Consider the following 23,464-nt stretch of genomic DNA (forward strand, 5'->3'; position numbering starts at 1 on the left):
CTGCTGATAAAGCCGCTCAAGAGAAAGCTGACAAGGCTGCTGCTGATAAAGCCGCCCAAGAGAAAGCTGACAAGGCTGCTGCTGATAAAGCCGCTCAAGAGAAAGCTGATAAAGCTGACAAGGCTGCTGCTGCTGCTGATAAAGCCGCCCAAGAGAAAGCTGACAAGGCTGCTGCGACTTCAAGCAGACCATTGCCGATTATCAATTTCAATCTCAGTGATATTGGTAAAAAATTCCAGTTCAATTTTGATGGTAGCGTAGCCACGCAAAACGTTTCTGGACTTACCTCTACGGCATGGTTAACCTTGAAAACCTTCACTGGTAACGCAGCAACTTTTGATGTTGCTCTAGATAATACCTCTAGTAATGGCATCAACTCTAGAACTTCTGGCTTGGGTTTTAATGTTTATTCCGACCTTCTAGCTACCAACAAATTAGATTTAGCTTCTGGAAAAACAAATGCGTCGGGGCTTTTTAGCAACGCTGTTCTCAACGGCGCTTTCCCCAACCAATTTGGTGATATAGATGTATGTTTCACTGATGGTAACACCTGCCAGGGAGGACAGAATGGTGGTGTGAAGACTGACGATGGTCTTAAGAACTTCTCCTTCTCTCTCGCCTTTAATAAAACCACTGACTCATTCGCCCTGGGTAACTTTGGGGTACGTTACCAAAGTATCGAAGGAACTAATCTGGGTAGCAGTGGAACAGGTCAAGGAACTTATTATCAATCTAAAGATAAGGAACCTTCACCAAGAAAAGTACCTGAGCCTGGTACGTCAGGAGCTTTAGGCTTATTTGCTGTAGGTGCGCTGAGACTACTAAAGAAAAAGCCTCTAGTTTAATTTTGAATTAAACCCTTGTAGTGGTTGACACTGGGGTACAACAGAGACAAAGTACAAGAGAAGACGAAAACTAATAGGTTGTCACTAAAAGATTTTCGTTACACAGTGTCAAGTACATTTGCCAAAAACCTTGAAAAATCGACCTATTAGCTAGATAGCGGTGCTTATTTTAATAAGTAATATTTATTAAACGAAAAGACTCCGCTATTTTTTAATTTGTCCAGAAATGACAAACTCTCTACTATGACTTAATAGTATATTCACTTAATTACTATCCATTATTTAATACTATCAAATATTTGATGTGGGCTTAGATTAAAACAGGATAGAGCCACTACAGCCAGTGGCAAAGTTATAAAATTAAGAAGTATTAAATGAATTTGAGGATATTATGGCTGCAAAGGTAGAAATTTACACTTGGAGGACTTGCCCGTTTTGCATTCGTGCCAAAAGTTTGCTGAAAAACAAAGGTGTTGAATTTATCGAATACAGTATTGATGGAGATGAAGCAGCCAGAAATAAAATGGCTCAAAGGGCAAATGGACGGCGCTCTTTACCGCAAATTTTCATCAACGACAACCATGTTGGTGGTTGTGATGATATCCACGCTTTAGATAGTCAAGGCAAGCTGAATGAGTTATTAACTTCTAGCAATAGCTTATAGGTTCAGAAGGTATTGCGCTAGCGGCGACAAGCCGCTGCAAATTACACGGTAGTCGCTACAACCCTAGAAAACCAACGCGCTATCTATTGTCTAGGGGCTTTTTCCCACAAAACCGATATCTGTCCACAAGACTTTACCCTCTAGTTCTACTCAGCAGTACAGATGTACGTCAATTGCTAAGATCATCAAGGGATAATAATTGAATAACGATTTAATTTCTTGGTGATTGAGGTATAAAGGGTGAAACTGGCTTTTATCATTGATTCCATCCATCTACTTGACCCGTGTCATGATACCAGTGTTGCCCTAATTGAAGCAGCGCAAATTCTGGGACATGAAGTTTGGGTGACTCAAGCAAATCTGCTGAGTGTGGTGGAGGGCAAAGCTTGGGCTGTCCTACAGCTAGTCGAACTTGTACCAGTGCAGTTGGTGGAGGGACGCTGGGTAGCGGCGAATCCTTGGTATAAGTTGAGCGAATCCTTCTTAACTTCTTTAGAGACAATGGACGCCGTATTTATGCGGACAGATCCACCTGTCAATGATTCCTATTTATATGCCACCTACATTCTGGATTACATTGACCAAAATAAAACCCTGGTGATTAACAGTCCCAGTGGCATCCGAGGGGCAAATGAAAAAATGTACGCCCTCCAGTTTACTAAAGCGATTCCAGAAACGATTGTCAGTGCTGATAAGCAATTTATCCGGCAATTTGTGGAAGCAAAGGGGGCAGGGGTTCTCAAACCACTGGGTAATAAAGCTGGCGAAGGAATTTTGTTTTTGCAATCAGGCGATCGCAATTTTAACTCTATTGTTGAACTCAGTACTCTCCAAGGTAAAGTGCCAGTAATGGTACAAACCTATTTACCGGAGGCAAAAGAAGGAGATAAACGAATCATCTTGCTCAATGGTGAACCAATTGGTGCCCTCAATCGCCTCTCTAGTGGAACTGATTTTCGCAATAATATGGCAACTGGTGGTACAGTCGCTCAAACCGAAATTACCCCAAGAGAGTATGAAATTTGTACCCAACTAGCCGAACGCTTACGCCAAGACGGCTTAATTTTTGTGGGTATTGACGTTATCGGTGGCTACCTAACTGAAGTTAACGTCACTAGTCCTACCGGCATTCGTGAGATTGACCGCCTAGATGGTACTCGCCTTGGTCATCAGGTTATTCAATGGATTGAACAGACACTAAAAATTCAAAAATAATTTACATTTATTTTTTTGTTTGATGTCCTATTCTCCAGCAAACAGACTTCTTTTGCACACTTGCGTAGGCTCGTTCCCTAAGCTACTTGTTTTAAGTAAATATATTTACTTATACGGAATATAAGTTTAGTGGATCGCGAGGGGTAGATGCATTCATTTCTACGATTGGCTGTGACGCTAGTGACGCTCGATGACTCGCTCTAAGCGTTCGCGTAGCGTCTCCCTTTGGGAGAAGACTCGCTAACACTGTGCTATCGGTGATGCATCCATAGTTGGGCAGGCATTCCTATTGTTTTGTTCTGAAAGCATAGCTGGACATGCAAGCCAGTAGACTCCTGCCCAAATTAATTCTATAAAGTAGCGTTGACAAGTTTTTTTACCAATTGGCAAAATTGGTATGGCAAAAGATTGCTTATTCCTGCCCTTGGTAAAACCCGGCTGGAAGTAGCAGATTTTATACAGCGTTTAGTCTGACCTGAGACTGCTAAGTTAATCTAAAATCCCAAATTTCAAATCTTTTAATTCCTTGGTGTACGTCGGTTTCTCAGAAAATCAGGTATATCTAATCCAGGTTTTTCTTTTGGTTCTGGAATTGGAGTTGGAGTTGGAGCTGAACTTGGAGTCGAGGTTGAGGGATTAACAGTGGGTTGCTGTGTTGTTGGACGCTTTGAAGTATTAGGTGCTACTCGAACGTTAGCCACGCTTTGTTGTACCGCAGCTTGCACTTCACCTGTAAATCCGGTGGCAATTACAGTAATTCTTACCTCACCTTGGAGCCTGTCATCAATTACAGCCCCAAAAATAATATTGGCGTTGGGATCGACTACCTCATAAATTGCTTCTGCGGCTGCATTTACTTCATGCAAAGTCAGGTCAGTACCACCTGTAATATTAAATACAACTCCTCTAGCGCCTTCAATAGAACACTCTAGTAATGGTGAAGAAATAGCCGCGATCGCAGCTTCTCTAGCTCTGGATTTTCCAGAGCTAACGCCTATTCCCATCAAAGCCGAACCTGCATCTGCCATCACAGCTCGAACATCAGCAAAGTCAACGTTTACCAAACCGGGGATCGTGATGATATCAGAAATACCTTGCACCCCTTGACGCAGCACATCATCTGCATAGCGAAAAGCTTCTTGCACAGGTGTTTGTTCGGGGATCACTTCCAGCAGTTTGTTGTTGGGGATAATGATCAGTGTATCTACTCTACTTTTTAGTCCTTCAATACCTTGTTCCGCTTGACTGGTGCGGCGGCGTCCCTCAAAAACAAATGGACGTGTGACTACACCAACAGTTAGAGCGCCCATTTCTTTGGCCACTTCTGCCACGATTGGTGCTGCACCTGTCCCAGTACCACCCCCCATACCAGCAGTGATAAATACTAAATCTGCACCCTCTAAAGCCGTAGCAATTTCGTCCCTTGATTCCTCAGCTGCCTTTTGACCGATAGCAGGATTACCACCTGCTCCTAAACCCCGTGTTAGCTTCTGCCCAATTTGTAATCGACTTGGAGCGCCAGCTAAGGTAAGAGCTTGGGCATCAGTGTTAATTGACCAAAACTCTACCCCAGATACATCAGACTCGATCATGCGATTAACAGCATTGCCACCGCCACCACCGACACCAATCACTTTGATGTTGGCGACCCGACCAGGAACAATCTCGCCAATTCGGCTATTTTCCGGAGAAATTTTCTTATTATCGTGATTTTGCCCGAAGTTCAGCCCAGAGTTATTAAAGGGATTGGTCGAGTTAACTGCCAGAGAGAACCCTGGCTGTCCCGTAGATTGGGAATTTTTATAGTTAAGTCCTTGGTTATTATCAAGTGTCATTGGATTTGTGAAAGGGTAGATAAACGACTTTTTCAGGTGTTATTCACCTAATAGTCAACTTTAGTTTGACAATGCCACAATACTGTGGCGTTGTTCTTTATTGTTTTCACTACTGCCAAGCCTAACAGAATTGGCAGTGCGAAAATTTGCTATGGGATAAGCTTTTAACACAGCCGATCGCACAGCCAATTCTAGAGAAGTATACCTATATTTATCTAAAACTGACCTGTATAACTTCAACCAGACATTAATCTCTTCATTATTCTCAGCAGAGGGTATAACTTGTAAAGACACACTACAGCGTATCTTCTCTGCCTCAATAATAATATTGTTAATAGATTTCACCATTGGGGATGATTGCAACTTTAGACACAAAATTTACCTTCTACTTACTTATTCTTAAGGTTAAACTAAGCAAGAATTTACTTGTCAGACTATAGCTGATTAATTTGTTGTTTGGGTGGTCTCAATGGACACTTTATTGGAGCAATAGTCTATCCTACAAGAACACTCACTAGTGCGGTCAAAAAATCAAGATTTCCTAAGAAGTTCGTCACCTAATAGGAATTACGGCACAGATTAGTCCAAACTTATTGCCCAGAAACAATGCTTACGCAACTTTGGGCGGTATCGTTACAGATTGAAACTTCGGTAAACTGTCTTTGGAAGTGTCCTCACACAAACCAAAGTCAGAGCCTTTTGCCTCTGCACTGGGATGGCGGCGTAAACCGTTCTCATCAGTACCCTCTGCTCACGAGTCTGAATCTGAATGAAAAGCTCAAGCAACTTTCTCTTTTTTGTACTGGGTTTAGTCAAAGAATATATGGACACAAGGCGTTTTACACGCCATAGACCATCATTAGATTGTCTGACATCTTGCACCCTACTATTAGATGTTAGGGTAACAATTGAGGGTCTGTTACTCCCAATAGAGATTTTATGATTGATCTTCTCATTTTAATTAGAAGTTAATGCCGATTTTCGGGCGATTTGCTGGAAAACTGAAAAGAATAAATATATTTATCAGCATAAAGCTTCTTAATTTACTAAGAGCTATCAAAATAATAAACATACTAAATGTTTTTAGGGATTTTGGGAGTTAAGTTTTGGTCTTTTTGGTTCATTTGTACTAATGGAGATTCGGGATTTTTCAGATCAATATACTCTATTTGACCGGAATTGAATTTTGTTGCTAAATGGCGCATTTGGGCGAGTACCTTAATTTGTTCAGACAACTGGGGGCCTGGAACACCGAGATGCACATTTCCTAGTTCTGTTTTCAAAATTAAATTTGTTGGATTTTGGCAATCAATTTCCATGACTTTCACGAGACTTTGGCTGACAGCTTCATGAATTTGAGGCCAGTAGAGGCAGTATTCATTTGGCGAACCAATTACTCTGAGATTGGGTAGTTTCCTAGTGGGATTCAGTGATGTGTATTTTTCTAAAGGCATCCAGGCCCCACTTGCATCTAGCAAGCCGATAGTTACTTTTTTGTTACTACGTGTTTGAGTTACTGCTACAGGTACTCGTTCTTGGATTTCAATGATTAATCCAGGAGGAAATAGGCGCCGTCTGACGATCGCTTGAGCAATAGTTGGTTGTTTCTTCAAAGAGTTAGCGATCGCTGACGGTTCAATCCGCCACAAAGACTGAGGGTAAGACAGCACCAACAATGACTGAGTTGTTTGATCCGACAGCAATTTATTCCCTGATTTCATCACTATTTGTTTGGGAGCCTTTAGCATCCACACCGGTTGGACTGCCACCCAGAACAATCCACCTGCCAAACCAGTAATGGCAAAGGTTCGCCAAATAGCTTGAATAATTCTCATCTGCCGCTGCCGACGCAATTTCTGACGACGCTGGGCTATATGCGTGCGGGAAACTGATATTATGCCAGCCATTCACACCCCTTTTTGATTGCAATCTAAATTCCTTGACAAGCTCGTATCATTATTAATTTCAGTAAACACTGTTGGCATCTTTTAGCCGCTCTCCTCAAGACTTTTTTTATTTTTAGTAACACTTTACAGTAACTGCACAATGATTATGGCGCTAGTAATTAGTCCTATTAAAGTTTCCGGTGTCCATTTTTAACTGACTGTAGTCTTTTTGACAAGTTATTTTTGAAGATTTTTCCTTAAAGATTACAAAATATTAGTTGAGATGTGTAGGATTTTGCTTTCTTGACAAATAGAATGTGAAATGATAAACAAGTATTCCTGCATCTCTGTATGCCTTGCTATAATTCATACCAGTCACACCCATCAGCTATCTAAACTGAGAACCATGAAAATTTGTAGCTTTTTTTACTTAATTCCTCAGCCATATAATTTTGTGGCAGGTCGAACAGAAGGAAGAGATTGTCAAAACCTCAATGGCAGGTGTAAAAAGGACAAATATGCTTAAGACCTGACAGGTCGAACGGTACCAATAAAAGATGAAATCCTTGCCAGGTATGGGTATAGAGGGTAGGGTGTAGGTTCGGAAAAAATCAAGAAAAGTAAAAATAAGTGCGAACATAAACAAATTTCTTTGCTACGTAACGCTGGCGCGAACGTCACTATACCCCACACCCTACACCCCACACCCCAAAGCTTTGTAGATAATGGGTTTGCATTATCTTAGTGCCATTCGCTATTAGGGTCAATTAAATCTCTACCATACTACTGACAGTAATCTGGCAACAAGCGCTGTCTTTTGCAAGACACTACTACCTTGTGAGTCAATCCTGTATCTACATCCTAGATAGGGATTTATTGTATAAAAAATCCAAACTAAGCTGCATCTACATAAACCTCTACATACATGAAAACGACATTAAATTTGTCACGTTTTTATAAAGCATGTAACCCTAGCTACACGCTAAATATAAGTAACGTACTAGATCGGCAGTATTACATAGATTTTGCTAATGTACGTGGTTGCAAGATTGTCGAAGAATTGCAACGAACTATCATTCGGATTTCTCCTGATGAACCAACCTGTCAGTTATTTACGGGTCATATCGGCTGCGGTAAGTCAACGGAATTGCAGCGCCTCAAGACAGAACTAGAATTGGCAGGATTTCATGTGGTTTATTTTGAGTCTAGTCAAGACTTAGATATGGCGGATATTGATATCAGCGATATTTTGCTGAGTGTAGCCCGTCAAGTCAGTGCCAGTTTAGAAAGTATTAGCATCAAACTCAAACCTGGTTACTTTACTAATTTGTTTAAAGAAGTAGGCGATTTTTTGCAAAGCCCCATAGAGCTTTCTGGACAAGCGGAGTTGTCCTTGGGTATTGCCAAAATTACCGCCAAAACCAAAGATAGCACCCAGATGCGGAATCAACTAAGACAATATCTGGAACCGCGAACCAATAGTATTTTGCAAGCGATTAACGAAGAGATTTTAGAAAAGGCTGTTGAACAGCTAAAGCTAAGGGGTCAAAAAGGACTGGTAGTGATTGTAGATAATTTGGATCGAGTGGATATGCGTCCCTTAGCATCCGGGCGATCGCAACCAGAATATCTCTTCATTGACCGAGGCGAACAGTTACGCCGACTTAAATGCCACCTAGTTTACACAATTCCCTTAACGTTAATTTTCTCCAATGAGTATGAAACACTGAAAAATCGTCTGGGGGGAGGGATTGCACCAAAAGTACTGCCGATGGTATTAGTCCGGCAAAGAGATGGCAGTGACTACGAACCAGGAATGTCACTAGTACGCCAGTTAGTTCTAGCTAGAGCTTTTCCAGAAGTTCCTTTGAATAGCAGACTTTTATTAATTACAGAATTATTCGATCACTCCCAAACCTTGGATCGTCTATGCCGCGTTAGTGGTGGTCACATTCGTAACTTATTGGGCTTACTTTATAGCTGCCTGCAACGACAAGATCCGCCTTTTTCTAGAGACTGCTTAGAAGCCGTGATTAAGGACTACCGCGACGATCTGCTATTAGCTATTGATGAGTCCCAGTGGGAATTATTGTTTGAAGTAGTACAGCAGCAGAGAGTTAAAGGTGAGTCTGACTATCAGAGCTTACTAAGAAGCATGTATCTGTTTGAATATCGCGATCCTACGGGGCGCTGGTTTGGCATCAGTCCAGCCTTGGCTGAAACGGAAAAAGTTTTAGCTTGGCAACAAAACAAGTAACAGTCAATTGTCATTTGTCATTGGTCATTAGTTCACTAACAAATGACCAATGCCCTATATCCAATACCTAATGTCCAGCCCCATATCCAATGACTAATGACAAACAGCTACGCGTCTACACCAAAGAAAATCAACATACTTTGCAAAGATTGATTAGAGCGGTCGCACTTTCCGAAGGTCAATTTGCTCTGATTTTAGTTCGATGCAACTATGGGCGATTACGTGAGCAAATGTTAGAGAATATTCGCTCGATCGCTAAAGAAATTAATATCAAAGAAATCGTTCTCAATCCATCGACTACTTCTTTACACAGTACAATAATCTCAGAACTATCTTTAGACAATCCTGCCGTCCTTACAGACACTTTACCGTCTGCTGTAATGATTTTCGGTATTGAGTCAACTACCGACCTGGAAAACTTACTTACAGGTATCAACCAAGCACGAGATATCTATGCTGCCACTTTTCCATTTCCAGTGGTGTTGTGGCTACAGGATGAAGTAGCATCATTGCTTTCAAAATTAGCACCTGATTTCAAAAGCTGGGCTGCAACCACGATTAAATTTGAAATGGCCAAAGCAGATTTAATTGCTTTGATCTCTCAAGAGGAAGAATCTCTATTTGCCAAAGTTTTAGAAGCAGGTGCTGAAACGTTTTTATCTAATGCCTTCCTAGATTTAGATCCTAAGTCGCAACACCGCCACGAAATAGAATCAGCCCGTAATGATTTACTACGTCTGTATGGCGTTAAATTAACACCAGGATTAGAAGCTAGTTTAGAGTTTGTATTGGGGCGAGATAAATACGCCAACGATCAAATTAATGGTGCTTTAGCCAATTATCAAAGAAGCCTAGCATTATGGCAGCAGGAAGCGAGGAGAGTAGCAGAGTGGGAGAGTAATTCTTCTTTGCCTCTCTCATGTCCTCAACCTATACCCTCCTCATCTTTACTCAAGCAAGCAATAGTACTATTCCACCTGGGGCTTTGTTATCACCGAATGGCAGACTTATACCAAAATACTAGTAGCTATTGCGAACATGCTCTGTCGTGGTTTAAACAATGCTTGGAGCTATTGGAGGAGGTACAAAGAGAAGACTTAGTTGCTAAATTCATTTTGCCTGCTTGTGAAATGCTGCAACGCTTACAAGCCTGGGATGACTTAAAAGAATTAGCTCAAAAGTCATTACATCTACATAAAACTTATGGAACTCCCGCACAAGTTGCTCAAAATTATGGTTTTTTGGCAAATGTGGCAGCTTCAGAATCGAATTGGCTACTGGCTCATGAATTAGCAAATACAGCACTTTCTATCTCCGAAGAAGTAACACAGGTTTCTCTGCGAGACGCTTTGCGAAGACGACAACAAGAAAGTTGGTATCTTCTCTTGCTAGCACGCACACAACGGCATTTGGGTGAGTGCGAGGAAGCTATCAATAACTTGGAATGGGCGAGGGTAGTTTGTGAGCTACAACATCAGCCATTACTTTACTTAGAGATTTTAGAGGAACTGCGATCGCTTTACTTTTTTGAATGTCATAACTATACAGAAGCCTTTAAGCTGAAGCAAGAAAAAATTAAAATAGAACATCAGTATGGCTTTCGTGCCTTTATCGGAGCAAGTCAATTACAGCCACAACGCCCCAGAATTAACCCAGTACTAGAACCTCACAAAATACCGTTTATTCCTGAAGAAATTGCTCAAGAAATATCTGCTTCTGGACGGCAACAAGATGTCAATCGCTTAATTGAAAGAATTGCCCGCGCTGACTACAAACTCACAGTTATTTATGGGCCATCAGGTGTCGGTAAAAGTTCAATTCTCAAAGCTGGTTTAGTCCCAGCACTCAAGGGAAAAGTTATCGGTGAACGCATTCCTATACCGATTGTTTTGTCTGTTTATACTGATTGGATAACAATTTTAAGCAGCAGTATTAACCAAGCACTAGCATACACAGGAATATCGGTTAATATTGACTCTACACCCACCATAATACTAGAAAGAATTCGCCTAGCATGTGAGCGCAATTATACAATAGTTATCATATTAGACCAGTTTGAAGAATTTTTCTTTGTTAGTAATCCTCCTAGACAAAGAATAGAATTTTATAAATTTTTTAGTGAATGTTTAAATATTTCTTATGTAAAAATTATTCTCTCATTACGAGAAGATTATTTACATCATTTATTAGAGTTTGAACGTTTGAGCCAGAAAAATAGTACTGGCTTATATGATTTAGGAGTAATTAATAAAAATATTCTTGATAAGGACATTCGCTACTATTTAGGGAAATTCTCTAGCCGAGATGCCAAAGCCATAATTCACAGTCTTACTCAACGTTCACATTATGAACTAAGTGAAGAATTAATTAACCGATTAGTTCAGGATTTGACAGGAGAACTAGATGAAGTACATCCAATTGAATTACAAATAGTCGGCGCTCAACTACAAATAGAAAACATTACGACCCTGGCAGAATATAAGCTTTGTGGTGGCTCGGCCAAATTGGTGGAACGCTGGTTGGGGGAAGTTATCAAAGACTGCGGTCAGGAGAACGAAGAGTTAAGTTGGAAATTATTATTTGAGTTAACAGATGAAAAGGGGACGCGACCTTTAAAAACTAAAGCTGATTTAGCGGCTGCATTAGTGAATAATTATGATATAGATACGATATCAAGCTTTGACAAAGTTGGAGAACTGATCTTAGAAATATTGGTGGGTTCAGGCTTGGTATTGCGAGTCAGAGAAGAATTAGGCGATCGCTACCAGTTGGTTCACGATTATTTAGTTGAACCAATTCGCCAAAAGAACAACTATGGTATGCTCGCCGAATTAGAAAAAATCAAACTTGAAAAAACTAGAGCCGAAGCAGCCCAACAACTTAGTCAAAAGCAACTAAATTTGGTATTGCAACGACGACTGCGGGAAGCACGGATAGCAGGTGCAATCCTAGCAATTATGGGGGGAACAATAGCAGCGTTATGGTGGCAAGCCGACTTACAAAAAAGAGCAGCAGTCCGCCAAACTTTACGAGCTGAACGCAGTGAAACCAACTTGAATATTGGTGTCATCACTGCTGCTAGCGAAGCTCTGTTTGCATCTAATAAAGAATTTGATGCCCTATTGGAAAGTTTGCGGGCTTGGAGAGGACTTAAACAAGCAGATGGAGTTGAACCAGATACACGAATGCGGGTGGTAACAGCCTTGCAACAGGCAGTTTATGGGGTAACGGAGGTTAACCGTTTGGAAGGGCACACTGATATTGTCTGGGGAGTAACTTTCAGCCCAGATGGTCAGTTGATAGCATCAGGTAGCCGAGATCAGACGGTAAAACTTTGGCATCCTGACGGTACTTTACTCCAAACCCTCAAAGGTCACACTGATGCTGTTACCTGTGTAAGTTTCAGCCCAGATGGTCAAACCCTAGCCTCTGCCAGCCTCGACAAAACAGTGAAAATCTGGCACAAAAGCTCGGTTACAGGTGAATTTGACCCCAAATTATATAAAACTCTCAAAGGACATAAAGATTGGGTTTACAGCGTTAACTTTAGTCCTGATGGCGAGTTGTTAGCTACTGGTAGTAAGGATAAAACCGTAAAACTCTGGCGCAAAGACGGTAGTTTAGTAAAAATACTGAGAGGACATCGGGGGTGGGTTAACTGGGTAAACTTCAGTCCTGATGGTCAATTCATCGCCTCAGCTAGCGACGACAAAACAGTGAAAATTTGGCGGCGGGACGGTAGCCTTGTTACAACTTTGCAGGGACATAAGCAAGGCGTGATTGTGTCTATTTTCAGCCCAGACAGTAAATTCCTGGCATCAGCAGGTCGAGATAAGACAGTGAAACTTTGGCGGCGGGAGAGTAGCAACACTAAAGACGGTTTTGACTTTTTTCCTTACAAAACTTTACGGCAGCATAACGGTACAGTGTGGAGTTTGAGCTTTAGTTCGGATAGTAAAAAGTTTGCTTCCGCAGGCGAAGACAATACCATAAACCTCTGGAGTATCACTGGTAATTTACTCAAAACCTTCAAAGGACACAGTGATGCTGTCGTTAGCATCGCTTTCAGTCCAAAAAACAAATTGCTAGCTTCAGGAAGTTTCGACAAAAGCGTGAAACTATGGAGTTTAGATGCTCCAAGACCGTCTATTCTTCAAGGGCATCGGGATCGAGTTTTGAGCGTTGCTTGGAGTCCTGACGGTCAGATGCTAGCTTCTGGTAGTAGCGATCGCACTGTCAAACTTTGGCAGCGATACACCAGTAATGGCGAGATTAAAACCCGACTTTACAAAACTTTGGTGGGACACACAAATAAAGTTCCTAGTGTCAGTTTTGACCCAAAAGGTGAAATGCTGGCTTCAGGAAGTTATGACAAAACAGTGAAACTTTGGCGGCTTGACGGTACTTTAATCATGACTCTCCACGGACATAGCGATAGTGTCATGAGCGTCAATTTCAGCCCTGATGGTCAGTTTTTAGCATCAGCTAGCAAAGATAAAACAGTGAAACTTTGGAACCGTGAGGGCAAGTTGCTCAAAACCTTAGTGGGACATCAGGGTTGGGTGAATAGCGTCAATTTCAGCCCTGATGGTCAGGTTTTAGCCTCTGCCAGTGACGATCAAACAGTGAAACTTTGGCGGCGGGATGGTACTTTGCTCAAAACTTTCTCGCCTCATGATAGCTGGGTATTGGGTGTCAGCTTTAGTCCTACTGACGAATTGCTGGCTTCTGCTAGCTGGGATAACACCGTGAAACTGTGGCGACGGGATGGGACGTTATTAAAAACTTTATTAAAAGGGTACAGTGATAGCGTCAATGCCGTGACTTTCAGCCCAAATGGTGAATTACTAGCCGCCGCCAGTTGGGACAGTACAGTGAAACTCTGGAGCCGTGATGGCAAATTAATTAAAAGTCTCAATGGGCATCGCGCTCCGGTATTAAGTGTCAGTTTTAGCCCAGATGGTCAAACACTAGCATCAGCTAGTGATGACAACACGATAATTCTGTGGAATTTACATCTTGATGATCTGCTTGTTCGTGGTTGCGATTGGGTGGGTGATTACCTTAAGCACAACCACAATCTTGAGGAGCGCGATCGCCTTCTTTGTAATGGGATAACCCGTACAAACCCTTTTTAATTAAGAATTATAAATTAGGTTGAAGCCTCAATGAGCAACCGCTCTTGGTTTAGCGGTTGATGAGGCGACCAGAGTTATTAATTCAGAGCTAGAAATAAATTTCGAGCTAATCAGCCAAAGGAGCGATCGCTCTCCAAAAGTTCATGGCTATTTTCTTCGGGAGCCTCTTGTGGCAAATTCGCTAAAAAGGCTTGTAGCCTCATACGCTCAATATAGGGCCAGCCTCCCTCAGACTCAATATCTTTCAGCAGTGAGTAAAGTTGGCGACGGTTAACAGGCAAACTCTCTTGAAAAACCCCATCCCGGATCTCTCGGTGTAACTGCTCTAATTGCCGCAGCAAAGCCAAAAGAGCCACAGTATCGCCTTCACAAGCTGTAGCGGCATCATACACTACAGTTGCGATCGCTTGCAGTTTACCAGACAACTTCTCTGATTCAATATTTTTGTGATCCTTCATGCCACCTTTTCCGTATAAATGAGGTCAACTCAAATTTACCGGAGATTTTTAATTTTCCCTAGTTTGTCAGTTGTCTCCCTGTTATCGCATCTCCTCACTTGCCCTAGTTAGAGGTGAATATAACTAGATTTGTATCTTTATCAAAAGCAATTGCGATCGCTCCAAAAAGAGCGTAGTAACCTTTAGCATAGGCTTTACAGAAGCTAGATGCGATCGGTACGAGACTTTCTTGGATTTTGAGAACTTTGATTTTGAGTTAAAAAAAATCGTATGATCTGGCTGATTTACCCATCAAACAATGGGCTGTATGTAGTGGCGTCACATACATGATACAAAAAGACTTGGGCGACGCCGCTTTTGCGATCAGCAAAAGCAAAGTGCGAAGCAAACACCCCTCTTCGCACTCTTCGAGGCAAGCATTTATGCTTCTCTGTGTGAGGCTTACTCATTCACCCGCCCAACTCTAACAAATGCCACCAACAGTAAAACTGCTGGTTTTTTGCTCTCATAGTGACATACATCCAAAATGGATGCAGTGTGGCTACTTAGTCTGGGGTTTACACCCCAAGCTCAAGAGAGCGACGCGTTTAACTACGTTTAGCAGAGAAAAGTTTGAGCAGCGTCTGACAACTAGACACCCGAACACTTGCTTCAACTCTCTTAATCAGAGCAAAGCCGTGTCCGAACAAAGGTAGCTTTTCGCAGAGTAGCGGCTTCTCATCAGAGATCAAAGCTTCGATGCAGTTTTACAACTTAGATATTAATTTTTGAGATTGAGGTTGACCATGAGGTATCGCGCTTTAATTGTTGCATTCTTGGCTTTGTGCCTGGGGCTAATAACCGCTTGTAGTGATGCTCCTGCTAGCAGTAGTGGTAGAGATGTACTCACTTACGATCAAATTCGCGGCACTGGCTTGGCGAACAAATGCCCCCAACTAGCAGAAACAAGCCGTGGTTCCCTTCCCATTGATTCTAGTCAGTCTTATACCATCAAAGAACTTTGCTTGGAACCAACTAGCTTCTTCATTAAAGAAGAACCTGCTAATAAAAGGCAAGAAGCAGAATTTGTTGCTGGCAAATTGTTGACCAGATACACTTCCACCATTGACCAGGTGCAAGGTAATCTAAAAGTCAACGCAGATAACAGCCTGACATTTACGGAAACTGATGGTCTTGACTTCCAAGCCATCACTGTGCAACTTCCTGGTGGTGAGCGAGTACCTTTCCTCTTCACCATCAAAAATTTGGTTGCTCAAAGCCAACCCAGCTTGACCAGTATTAACACCTCTACGGACTTTGAAGGCAGCTTTAAAGTTCCTTCGTATCGTGGTGCTGCCTTCCTAGATCCCAAAGGTCGTGGTGTCGTCACTGGCTATGATAATGCCGTAGCTCTCCCTGCCCAAGCAGATGATGAAGAACTTACCCGCACTAATGTCAAACGTGCTGAAAATCTCAATGGCAAGATTTCTCTGCAAATCGCCAAAATAGACAGTTCTAGCGGTGAAATTGCTGGCACTTTCGAGAGCGAACAGCCATCTGATACAGATTTAGGTGCTGGCGAACCTAAAGAAGTTAAGATTCGTGGTCTATTTTATGCACGGGTTGAATCGGCTCGTGGCTAAATCCTCGAAAGTAAGGCAACTGACTGGCACTCAAAACGACAATTCTGTAAGTATTCAGACTTGATCGCAAAAGTTAAACTATCCACCCTCTTTTTTAAAGAGGGTGGATAGATTTTTTACAAAAATGGCGAAAAGTTAAATCTGAGTAAAATTGGGGTCAAAATAGCCCCGGTAATTGGGAAAATTTTTATCCCTCAGTCTTATGGATCATTTTATTCATCCCTTTAACCTTTTCCCTTTCATTAAAACACTATAGACTTAAGTGCAAAAAAGGGTGAGACGCCCTTTTTTTATTGCCTTGCGTAAATATACATAAGATTTTTTAAATTATTTAGTAATTTTTAACTATTGGATAAATCTCAGTTTCATGAGTACGTAATTTTACTGTAAATCCAACTTTTGCTCATCAAACAAAAGCTCGACTACTATTGTTTCGTTTATCTAAATTAACTTCATAATTAATTAATTCAAGTTAAGTACAATCTCGGTTTGATATTGAGTGATTAATTTTATATTTTATTTCTATGTGGTTCTAAAAAAGCTACAGGCCATACCAAAGATAAATAACTAACTAAATAACGATTTCGCCCATTTAAATTTTGCTCGATTGTCAAGTAGCCTATGGAATTTTGATAGAAACTCTTTATTATCTACCATAGTATTTGCTAGGAAATGTATCGCAATATTTCATTTGATATCGTGCGATCGCAGCTGAATTTAAAAAGCGAATAATTGATTCTTTATTTGCTCAATAAACCCGGTGCTATGCCTACCACAGTCACCAATGAACTAAAGCACGAAATTTGGCAGTTGTTGCGAGAATATCAGCAATCTCCGTCAGAAAACATCCGCAATCAACTGGTAAAACTCAATTTTGGACTTGTGAGAAAAGAAGCTCACTATTGGACAAATCAATGTCATGAAACCTACGATGATTTGCTCCAGGTTGGATGTTTGGGTTTAATCAGAGCTATTGAAAGATTTGAAATTTCCAAGGGACATGCCTTCAGTTCCTACGCTCTTCCCTATATTCGGGGTGAAATTCAACACTATCTCCGAGATAAAGGTGTCACCGTGCGAATTCCTCGGAGATGGTTAGCGCTCCAACAGCAAGCTATAGGAGTATCACGTTCTTGGCGTGAAAAACACAATCGTCAACCAACTGACTCGGAATTAGCAGCAGCACTGGAAATTTCTCCAAACGAATGGCAAGAAATTAAATTAGCATGGGTCAATCGCGCTCCCTTGAGTCTTGATGTGCCAATCCAAGATGGAGAAGAAGGTTCTACCTGCTTGGGAGAATTGGTTCCAGATCCTCACTATCGCAGCTTTCAACTAGCACAAGAAGACCAACTTCGCTTACAACAAGCGTTGGTTCAGCTAGAAAAACGCACCCGCGACGTGTTGGAATGTGTGTTTTTGCAAGATTTGACCCAAAAACAAGTTGCAGAACATCTGGGTATCAGTGTAGTAACAGTTTCCCGTCGAGTCAAGAAAGGACTGGATTTGATGAAAGAGCTTATGGGTGTGGCAGAAGATTGACTGCAAACAAACAACAAACCGCAGTTATACTGGGTAGGCAGTGCTAAAAATAACCCTTGAAATGTAAAAAATTAGGTTATAAAGGGAACATACTTTGCCTTTAATCCAAATTATAGGCATTGTTTATTTCCACTTTTCAATTTTCCAATGGCTTTTGAGAAAGGCTCATGGGCATAACTTCAAAAATTACAATTGCAGCTATTCTAGCTTTGGCGATCGCCGGATGTGCTTCTGAAGATACACAACAAGCCATCAATCCTGTGCCAATTGCCAAAATAGCAAAAAAGTCGCCACCAGCGGCTCAATCCTTTAAGAATCCAGTGATACCTGCCAAACAGGTCTCACAAGTTAATCTTGCATCTGTTAACTTGATTCAATCCACTAATGCTACAGAGCGAACACGAGAACTTGTGGTATCAAAAGATCGAAGCGATCCTTTTACACAACTTTTCGGGCAGACTCTTCCCGGAATGTCTCAAACATCTGGAAGACCAGTTCCCGTGTTGCCTAAGCTACCTACTGCATCACTAGCAGTACGAAAACTTCCAACACGCAGCATCGCTTTAAATCCAAAGAAAAATAACGTTTCTTCTCTACCAAAAAAAGTCAATCCTACCTTGACTTCAGTGTTGCCTAAAGTTTTGCCTCAAGTTGTCCCCAACCCCACTTTAGTCTCTGTATTGCCACCGCCAGCGCAGCCTGAGTTAGCAAGGGCAGTGGTTGTGACTGGTGTAGTTCTAATTAGTAAAGAACCACAGGCAATTATCAAAGTACCGGATGAGCCGACAAGTCGGTATGTACAGGCGGGACAGCGATTAGCAAATGGCGTACTGATTAAACGTATTGAAATGAATCAGGGCTACAACCCCATCGTGATTTTGGAACAATATGGTATTGAAGTTGCAAAAATGGTAGGGGAAGGGACTGTCAAATCAACGTCGTCTGCTGCATCTGCTACCGGCAATGCTATTTCAGTGACAACGCCCCTCCAAAATACCTTTAATGTGGGAGCTTCATAAAGATGGAGACTAAGGAAAAAGTTGAATTCGCTGGTTTGCCTTTAGCTGTTTATAGAGAAATAGCAGCTCATTTACGTCAAATCGAAGGGGTGGAAGTGGATTTAATTCCCCAGTCATCCCAACAGTTTGATTACAATCAAAGTCAAATTGCTGGCTTAAGCCTCTCGTGGACACCAAACTCTAGCTTAGAAAATCGGCAACGAGTTAACCAGATTTTAGCTTACTATCAAAATCGCTATATGAATCCTATTTGATTTTTTGATTTGTGAGAATTGCAACCCGCAGAACCCCGACTTCTTTAATAAGTCGGGGTTCTTGTTGTTCACTAATCGTTCTGAAGTTCATTCTACAGAGCAGCGATGTCTCCGACGGGCTACGCCTACGCAGTAAGCATTATTTAACATAGGTTCATAAAGAATACTGTCTAACGACCTCACAACACGCAGCAAGGTGAGGATTTCAAAAAGCAACGTTATGATAATTAATGCATTAATTGAGCTTGGGTCTAATAATAAATAAGTTGGCACAAATAAACCTCCAGAGTACGGAGACGATTAATCGCCTCTGTACAGCAGTCAAAAACCATTGCTCTTGACTGTATATTTAGGTGCTGCGTCCAACCAAAATCAGCCGTTGTACAAATTTCCATAAGGATAATTCAAGTGACTAGGACTAATTCAGACTTTCTTTCTTCCAGCGATCCGGCGATCGCAGGGTTAATCAACGACGAACTACAGCGTCAACGAGATCACTTGGAGTTGATTGCTAGTGAAAACTTTACCTCCGCGGCTGTACTGGCGGCTCAAGGCTCGGTATTGACAAATAAATATGCTGAGGGTTTACCTGGCAAACGCTACTATGGCGGTTGTGAGTTTATCGACAAAATAGAGCAACTAGCGATCAATCGCGCTAAACAGATATTTGGGGCTGCTCATGCGAATGTGCAACCCCATTCTGGCGCACAAGCCAATTTTGCTGTGTTCCTATCACTCCTAGAACCAGGGGACAAAATTATGGGGATGGATTTGTCTCATGGGGGACATCTTACCCACGGTTCCCCTGTCAATTTCTCAGGTAAGTGGTTCCAAGTTAGCCACTACGGTGTCAGCCAACAAACAGAACAACTTGACTACGATCAAATTCGCGAGCTGGCGCTGAGGGAGCGTCCTAAGCTCTTGATTTGTGGTTATTCGGCTTATCCCCGTGTAATTGACTTTGAAAAATTCCGTAGTATTGCTGATGAAATCGGCGCTTACTTACTTGCCGATATTGCTCACATTGCTGGTTTAGTTGCTAGTGGTCTTCATCCCGATCCCATTCCTCACTGTCACGTAGTAACAACAACTACCCATAAGACTCTACGCGGCCCTAGAGGTGGTTTAATCTTGACTGGCGACGCAGAACTAGGTAAAAAGCTAGATAAGTCTGTTTTTCCTGGCAGCCAAGGCGGGCCATTGGAACACGTTATTGCTGCCAAAGCTGTAGCTTTTGGAGAAGCCCTCAAGCCTGAGTTTAAAACTTATTCTGCCCAAGTGATTGAAAATGCTCGTGCCTTGGCCGAACAACTCAAAAACCGTGGTTTAAAGTTAGTATCTAACGGCACTGACAATCATTTAATATTGGTAGATTTACGCTCTGTAAGTCTAACTGGTAAGCAGGCAGATCAGCTAGTCAGTACTGTGAATATTACTGCTAACAAGAATACTATTCCCTTTGATCCGCAATCGCCATTTGTTACCAGTGGTCTGAGGTTAGGTTCGCCAGCAATGACCACACGGGGCTTAGGAGTAGCAGAATTTACTGAGATTGCCAATATTATTAGCGATCGCCTACTTTCTCCAGATTCCGACGTAGTAACCCAAGATTGTCGGCAACGGGTAGCAGCATTGTGCGATCGCTTCCCCTTATATCCTCACCTGGAAATTCCTGTACCAGCATTAGCCTGACATTATAGTTAGGAGTTAAGAGTTAAGAGTGATGAGTTTTAACTCCTAACTCATAACTCCTAACCCCTTGCTCCTCACTTCTTACTATTCCTTCCAATGAGTGCAGAAATTATTTGTGTTGGTACTGAATTGCTGTTAGGAGATATCCTCAACGGCAATGCTCAATTTTTGGCGCAACAATTAGCGCAACTCGGAATTCCCCACTACTATCAAACAGTAGTTGGGGATAATCCAGAACGGTTGAAGCAAGTTATAGAAATTGCTATTTCCAGAGCGCAAATTCTCATTTTCACTGGTGGACTCGGCCCCACACCAGATGATCTCACCTGCGAAACCATCGCCGATTTTTTTAAAGTCCCGTTGGTAGAAAACCCAGAAATCATCGAAGATATAACCCAGAAATTCGCCCAACGAGGTCGGGTTATGTCACCAAGTAACCGCAAACAGGCTTTGATTCCCCAAGGTGCAGAAATTCTCCCCAACCCCACAGGAACAGCACCCGGTATCGTTTGGCAACCCCGTCCTGAAATCACGATTTTTACCTTTCCCGGTGTTCCCAGTGAAATGTACCCAATGTGGGAAGAAACAGCCGTCCCCTTTCTCAAAAGTCAAGGTTGGGGTAAAGAAATTATTTACAGCCGAAGTTTAAAGTTTTGGGGTATTGGTGAATCTGCTTTGGCAGAAAAAGTTGCTTCTTATTTGAAGTTACCAAATCCCACAGTAGCCCCTTATGCAGGTAAAGGAGAAGTAAGATTGCGAGTTTCTGCTAAAGCCACTTCTGAAGCAGCCGCAGAAGAACTAATTGCGCCCATTGAGAAACAACTTAAAGAAATTGCCGGACTAGATTTTTACGGCGTTAATAATGATACTCTTGCTTCCGTGGTCGGTGAGTTATTGCGGGCATCAGAAGAAACGCTTTCAGTGGCAGAATCTTGTACTGGTGGCGGTTTAGGGCAAATGTTGACCGAAATTTCTGGGAGTTCTGATTACTTTTGGGGTGGAGTAATTTCTTATGACAATTCGGTAAAGGTTAAGCTGCTGGAGGTTAACCAGGAAGATTTAGATAAATTTGGGGCGGTAAGTGCGATCGTTGCAGAGCAAATGGCTGTTGGAGTCAAAACCCGCCTTGCAACAACTTGGGGATTGAGTATTACTGGTATTGCTGGCCCAACTGGAGGGACAGATACTAAGCCAGTAGGTTTAGTTTACGTTGGTTTAGCTGGGCCAAAGGATGAAGTAGCAAGTTTTGAATATCAGTTTGGTACAGTACGAGGTCGAGCTTTAATTCGTCATGTCAGTGCGAATGCAGCACTGGATAATCTGCGACGCAAGTTGTTGACGAAGTAGGAGGTCTATTACGTTTGTCATACAAGTTGTATGACAAACGAACCTATTGAAAATCTGATGTTATTTAAAAAAACTCAATTACGAATTACGAATTACGAATTATCCAAGTATGAGCAAAACTCCCATCCTTCAACCAAATCACTCATACACTTTCAGAAGCTATTTTGAGATGTCATTCGAGCCAGAAGATATACTGGCTGAATTTGGCTATTTTTTAAAACGTTCTTCTCTCAATCAACAAAAGTCCACCATTGAATTAGATAGACTCGCAAATCTCAAATCTAGGATTGAAGAGAGTTTGCCATATATTAGTTTGACTAGTGAAGCAGCCCGCAGAGAGTTACTAATTGCACCAATTTTATTGGATGTTGTTCATTACACTCAAGCCCAACTTAGAATCGAATATCCTCTTATAGTTACAGAACAATTAAAAGGTTCCCTTGATTACTATTTGCACGCAGACCATAAACTCTTAGTTGTAGAAGCTAAAAATGCTGATTTAGCAAGAGGTTTTACCCAGCTTGCTGTAGAGCTAATTGCTATTGATGCGTGGACTGATTCTCAAGAGGCAAATTTACAAGGTGCTGTTTCTACAGGGGATATTTGGCAATTTGCTCTATTGAATCGAGAAACTAAACAAATAACTCAAGACCTCAATTTATATCGTGTTCCTGCTGACATAGACGACTTGCTTCGGATTTTGGTGGCAATACTGAGCTAATACTGGCATATTTGATGGGCACTAGCCACAGAAGATTAATTGAGGTTATTCTTTCTTAATTTATTATCTAATTGGTAAACGCGTAATATTTCTATCTGCTAAAGCGGTTTTGGAGCTACAGAGAAAATGAATTTCTTATTAAGAGCTATTCTGTTGCTAATTAATTTAGGAACAGGAGGTTATTTTATTCTAGCTAATCCTCTAAAATTTTCCGACCAAACATCAACTAAACTTACTTTTCATATTCGACCAAAAGTATTTCTAGGTATGGGACTACTTTTGAGTCAGTTTATAGTTTACTTTTTATTTAGTACTTTGATGTTTGCACCTATTACACAACTTGTTTGTAATCGTTCTACAAACAATATAGCTATTTCAAATAATAATTTAAGTACAACACAAAATACTCTAACAGTCGGATGTAAATTAACAAACAATGATTGGTTTGGTCAAGAAAAAAGTCAAATAATAGTTTCTGAGTTACTAGAGGCTAAATTGGAAACTACAATTGAAACTGATAGTCAGGCTAAACCTACTAAACCTAATTATGTATATGAGATTTTGCTATTGAATAATACAGATAAATTTCCTTTTACACGCGTTAAATACCCAAAAATCAAATTTGAAGAATTGCAATCAATAGTATTAAAAATTAATAATTTTTTGACAAATCCAGCAGAGAAGAATTTAGCAGTTAAACTTGATGATAGCTTAGTTGGTTACATTTACTTTATCATTGCTATATTTTGTGGAATATTAGCGTTGTTAATAACAGGGGCAGGCTTATTTATCACTTGTAACCTTGATAAAGAAGCAAATATTGTAAAACTTAGTCGTTACAGGTGGTTTGGAACGTTAGGAAAAGCAGTTTTTCAATATTCTTTGAACGAAATTACTGATGTTAAGCTTGAACAGATTGATACTAGTATAGATGAATACTTTTTTCGGGTTATTTTAGTACTAGAATCG

Annotated in this window: 17 protein-coding genes; 13 read left to right on the forward strand and 4 right to left on the reverse strand. The window is 41.3% G+C overall.

What is annotated here, in order from left to right:
* From HWQ43_RS02835 to gshB, 3 genes are all read left to right on the forward strand, one after another.
* Positions 1-845, forward strand: an 845-nt coding sequence (locus HWQ43_RS02835) for a cistern family PEP-CTERM protein (protein WP_292729959.1), incomplete at its 5' end; no start/stop codon positions are given.
* A 391-nt stretch (positions 846-1,236) separates the two neighbouring features.
* Positions 1,237-1,509, forward strand: coding sequence for a glutaredoxin 3 (grxC, locus tag HWQ43_RS02840; protein WP_292729962.1), 273 nt, complete (start codon positions 1,237-1,239; stop codon positions 1,507-1,509).
* A gap of 240 nt (positions 1,510-1,749) precedes the next feature.
* Positions 1,750-2,724, forward strand: a complete 975-nt coding sequence (gshB, locus tag HWQ43_RS02845) for a glutathione synthase (RefSeq protein ID WP_292729964.1) — start codon at positions 1,750-1,752, stop codon at positions 2,722-2,724.
* Between the two features lie 518 nt (positions 2,725-3,242).
* Here the strand turns inward: gshB and ftsZ are convergent.
* The 3 genes from ftsZ to HWQ43_RS02860 form a co-directional block, all read right to left on the reverse strand.
* Positions 3,243-4,559, reverse strand: a complete 1,317-nt coding sequence (gene ftsZ, locus HWQ43_RS02850) for a cell division protein FtsZ (RefSeq protein ID WP_292729967.1) — start codon at positions 4,557-4,559, stop codon at positions 3,243-3,245.
* Between the two features lie 60 nt (positions 4,560-4,619).
* Positions 4,620-4,907 carry a hypothetical protein gene (locus tag HWQ43_RS02855; RefSeq protein WP_292729970.1) on the reverse strand — a complete coding sequence of 96 codons (288 nt, stop codon included), beginning with the start codon at positions 4,905-4,907 and terminating at the stop codon, positions 4,620-4,622.
* A gap of 725 nt (positions 4,908-5,632) precedes the next feature.
* On the reverse strand, positions 5,633-6,466 hold the full coding sequence (locus HWQ43_RS02860) for an FtsQ-type POTRA domain-containing protein (RefSeq protein WP_292729973.1): 834 nt from the start codon (positions 6,464-6,466) through the stop codon (positions 5,633-5,635).
* Positions 6,467-7,370: 904 nt separating this feature from the next.
* On the opposite strand from HWQ43_RS02860, the gene HWQ43_RS02865 reads away from it, so the two are divergent.
* A complete protein-coding gene (locus tag HWQ43_RS02865) occupies positions 7,371-8,702 on the forward strand; it encodes a P-loop NTPase fold protein (protein WP_292729976.1) in 1,332 nt (443 codons plus the stop codon).
* An 89-nt stretch (positions 8,703-8,791) separates the two neighbouring features.
* Positions 8,792-13,840, forward strand: coding sequence for a hypothetical protein (locus HWQ43_RS02870; protein ID WP_292729979.1), 5,049 nt, complete (start codon positions 8,792-8,794; stop codon positions 13,838-13,840).
* Between the two features lie 110 nt (positions 13,841-13,950).
* On the opposite strand, the gene HWQ43_RS02875 is transcribed toward HWQ43_RS02870, so the two are convergent.
* The gene (locus HWQ43_RS02875; RefSeq protein WP_292729982.1) at positions 13,951-14,298 is read right to left on the reverse strand and encodes a hypothetical protein; all 348 of its coding nucleotides are present in this window, start codon (positions 14,296-14,298) and stop codon (positions 13,951-13,953) included.
* A gap of 785 nt (positions 14,299-15,083) precedes the next feature.
* Between HWQ43_RS02875 and HWQ43_RS02880 the strand changes: the two genes are divergently transcribed.
* The 8 genes from HWQ43_RS02880 to HWQ43_RS02915 all read left to right on the forward strand — a co-directional run.
* Positions 15,084-15,920 carry a photosystem II manganese-stabilizing polypeptide gene (locus HWQ43_RS02880; protein ID WP_292729984.1) on the forward strand — a complete coding sequence of 279 codons (837 nt, stop codon included), beginning with the start codon at positions 15,084-15,086 and terminating at the stop codon, positions 15,918-15,920.
* A gap of 765 nt (positions 15,921-16,685) precedes the next feature.
* Entirely contained in the window at positions 16,686-17,462 is a 777-nt protein-coding gene (locus HWQ43_RS02885) for an RNA polymerase sigma factor SigF (RefSeq protein ID WP_292729987.1), read from the forward strand.
* Positions 17,463-17,629: 167 nt separating this feature from the next.
* On the forward strand, positions 17,630-18,481 hold the full coding sequence (locus HWQ43_RS02890; protein WP_292729990.1) for a hypothetical protein: 852 nt from the start codon (positions 17,630-17,632) through the stop codon (positions 18,479-18,481).
* A gap of 2 nt (positions 18,482-18,483) precedes the next feature.
* Complete coding sequence (locus tag HWQ43_RS02895; protein WP_289796670.1) at positions 18,484-18,735, forward strand: hypothetical protein; 252 nt, start codon at positions 18,484-18,486, stop codon at positions 18,733-18,735.
* A 408-nt stretch (positions 18,736-19,143) separates the two neighbouring features.
* A complete protein-coding gene (gene glyA / locus HWQ43_RS02900) occupies positions 19,144-20,427 on the forward strand; it encodes a serine hydroxymethyltransferase (RefSeq protein ID WP_292729994.1) in 1,284 nt (427 codons plus the stop codon).
* A gap of 96 nt (positions 20,428-20,523) precedes the next feature.
* A complete protein-coding gene (locus tag HWQ43_RS02905; RefSeq protein WP_292729996.1) occupies positions 20,524-21,774 on the forward strand; it encodes a competence/damage-inducible protein A in 1,251 nt (416 codons plus the stop codon).
* A 109-nt stretch (positions 21,775-21,883) separates the two neighbouring features.
* A complete protein-coding gene (locus HWQ43_RS02910; RefSeq protein ID WP_292729998.1) occupies positions 21,884-22,495 on the forward strand; it encodes a hypothetical protein in 612 nt (203 codons plus the stop codon).
* Positions 22,496-22,621: 126 nt separating this feature from the next.
* Positions 22,622-23,464: hypothetical protein (locus HWQ43_RS02915; RefSeq protein ID WP_292730001.1), on the forward strand; the 843-nt coding region annotated here is incomplete at its 3' end.

Source organism: Nostoc sp. JL31 (assembly GCF_017114965.1).
Classification (GTDB): Bacteria; Cyanobacteriota; Cyanobacteriia; order Cyanobacteriales; family Nostocaceae; genus Nostoc; species Nostoc punctiforme_A.

Excerpts from the sequence above, each read along its gene's own strand:
- grxC (WP_292729962.1), top strand. The coding sequence starts at position 1,237 with ATGGCTGCAAAGGTAGAAATTTACACTTGGAGGACTTGCCCGTTTTGC.
- ftsZ (WP_292729967.1), bottom strand. The coding sequence starts at position 4,559 with ATGACACTTGATAATAACCAAGGACTTAACTATAAAAATTCCCAATCT.
- HWQ43_RS02855 (WP_292729970.1), bottom strand. The coding sequence starts at position 4,907 with ATGGTGAAATCTATTAACAATATTATTATTGAGGCAGAGAAGATACGC.
- HWQ43_RS02860 (WP_292729973.1), bottom strand. The coding sequence starts at position 6,466 with ATGGCTGGCATAATATCAGTTTCCCGCACGCATATAGCCCAGCGTCGT.
- HWQ43_RS02865 (WP_292729976.1), top strand. The coding sequence starts at position 7,371 with ATGAAAACGACATTAAATTTGTCACGTTTTTATAAAGCATGTAACCCT.
- HWQ43_RS02870 (WP_292729979.1), top strand. The coding sequence starts at position 8,792 with ATGACTAATGACAAACAGCTACGCGTCTACACCAAAGAAAATCAACAT.
- HWQ43_RS02875 (WP_292729982.1), bottom strand. The coding sequence starts at position 14,298 with ATGAAGGATCACAAAAATATTGAATCAGAGAAGTTGTCTGGTAAACTG.
- HWQ43_RS02880 (WP_292729984.1), top strand. The coding sequence starts at position 15,084 with ATGAGGTATCGCGCTTTAATTGTTGCATTCTTGGCTTTGTGCCTGGGG.
- HWQ43_RS02885 (WP_292729987.1), top strand. The coding sequence starts at position 16,686 with ATGCCTACCACAGTCACCAATGAACTAAAGCACGAAATTTGGCAGTTG.
- HWQ43_RS02890 (WP_292729990.1), top strand. The coding sequence starts at position 17,630 with ATGGGCATAACTTCAAAAATTACAATTGCAGCTATTCTAGCTTTGGCG.
- HWQ43_RS02895 (WP_289796670.1), top strand. The coding sequence starts at position 18,484 with ATGGAGACTAAGGAAAAAGTTGAATTCGCTGGTTTGCCTTTAGCTGTT.
- HWQ43_RS02905 (WP_292729996.1), top strand. The coding sequence starts at position 20,524 with ATGAGTGCAGAAATTATTTGTGTTGGTACTGAATTGCTGTTAGGAGAT.
- HWQ43_RS02910 (WP_292729998.1), top strand. The coding sequence starts at position 21,884 with ATGAGCAAAACTCCCATCCTTCAACCAAATCACTCATACACTTTCAGA.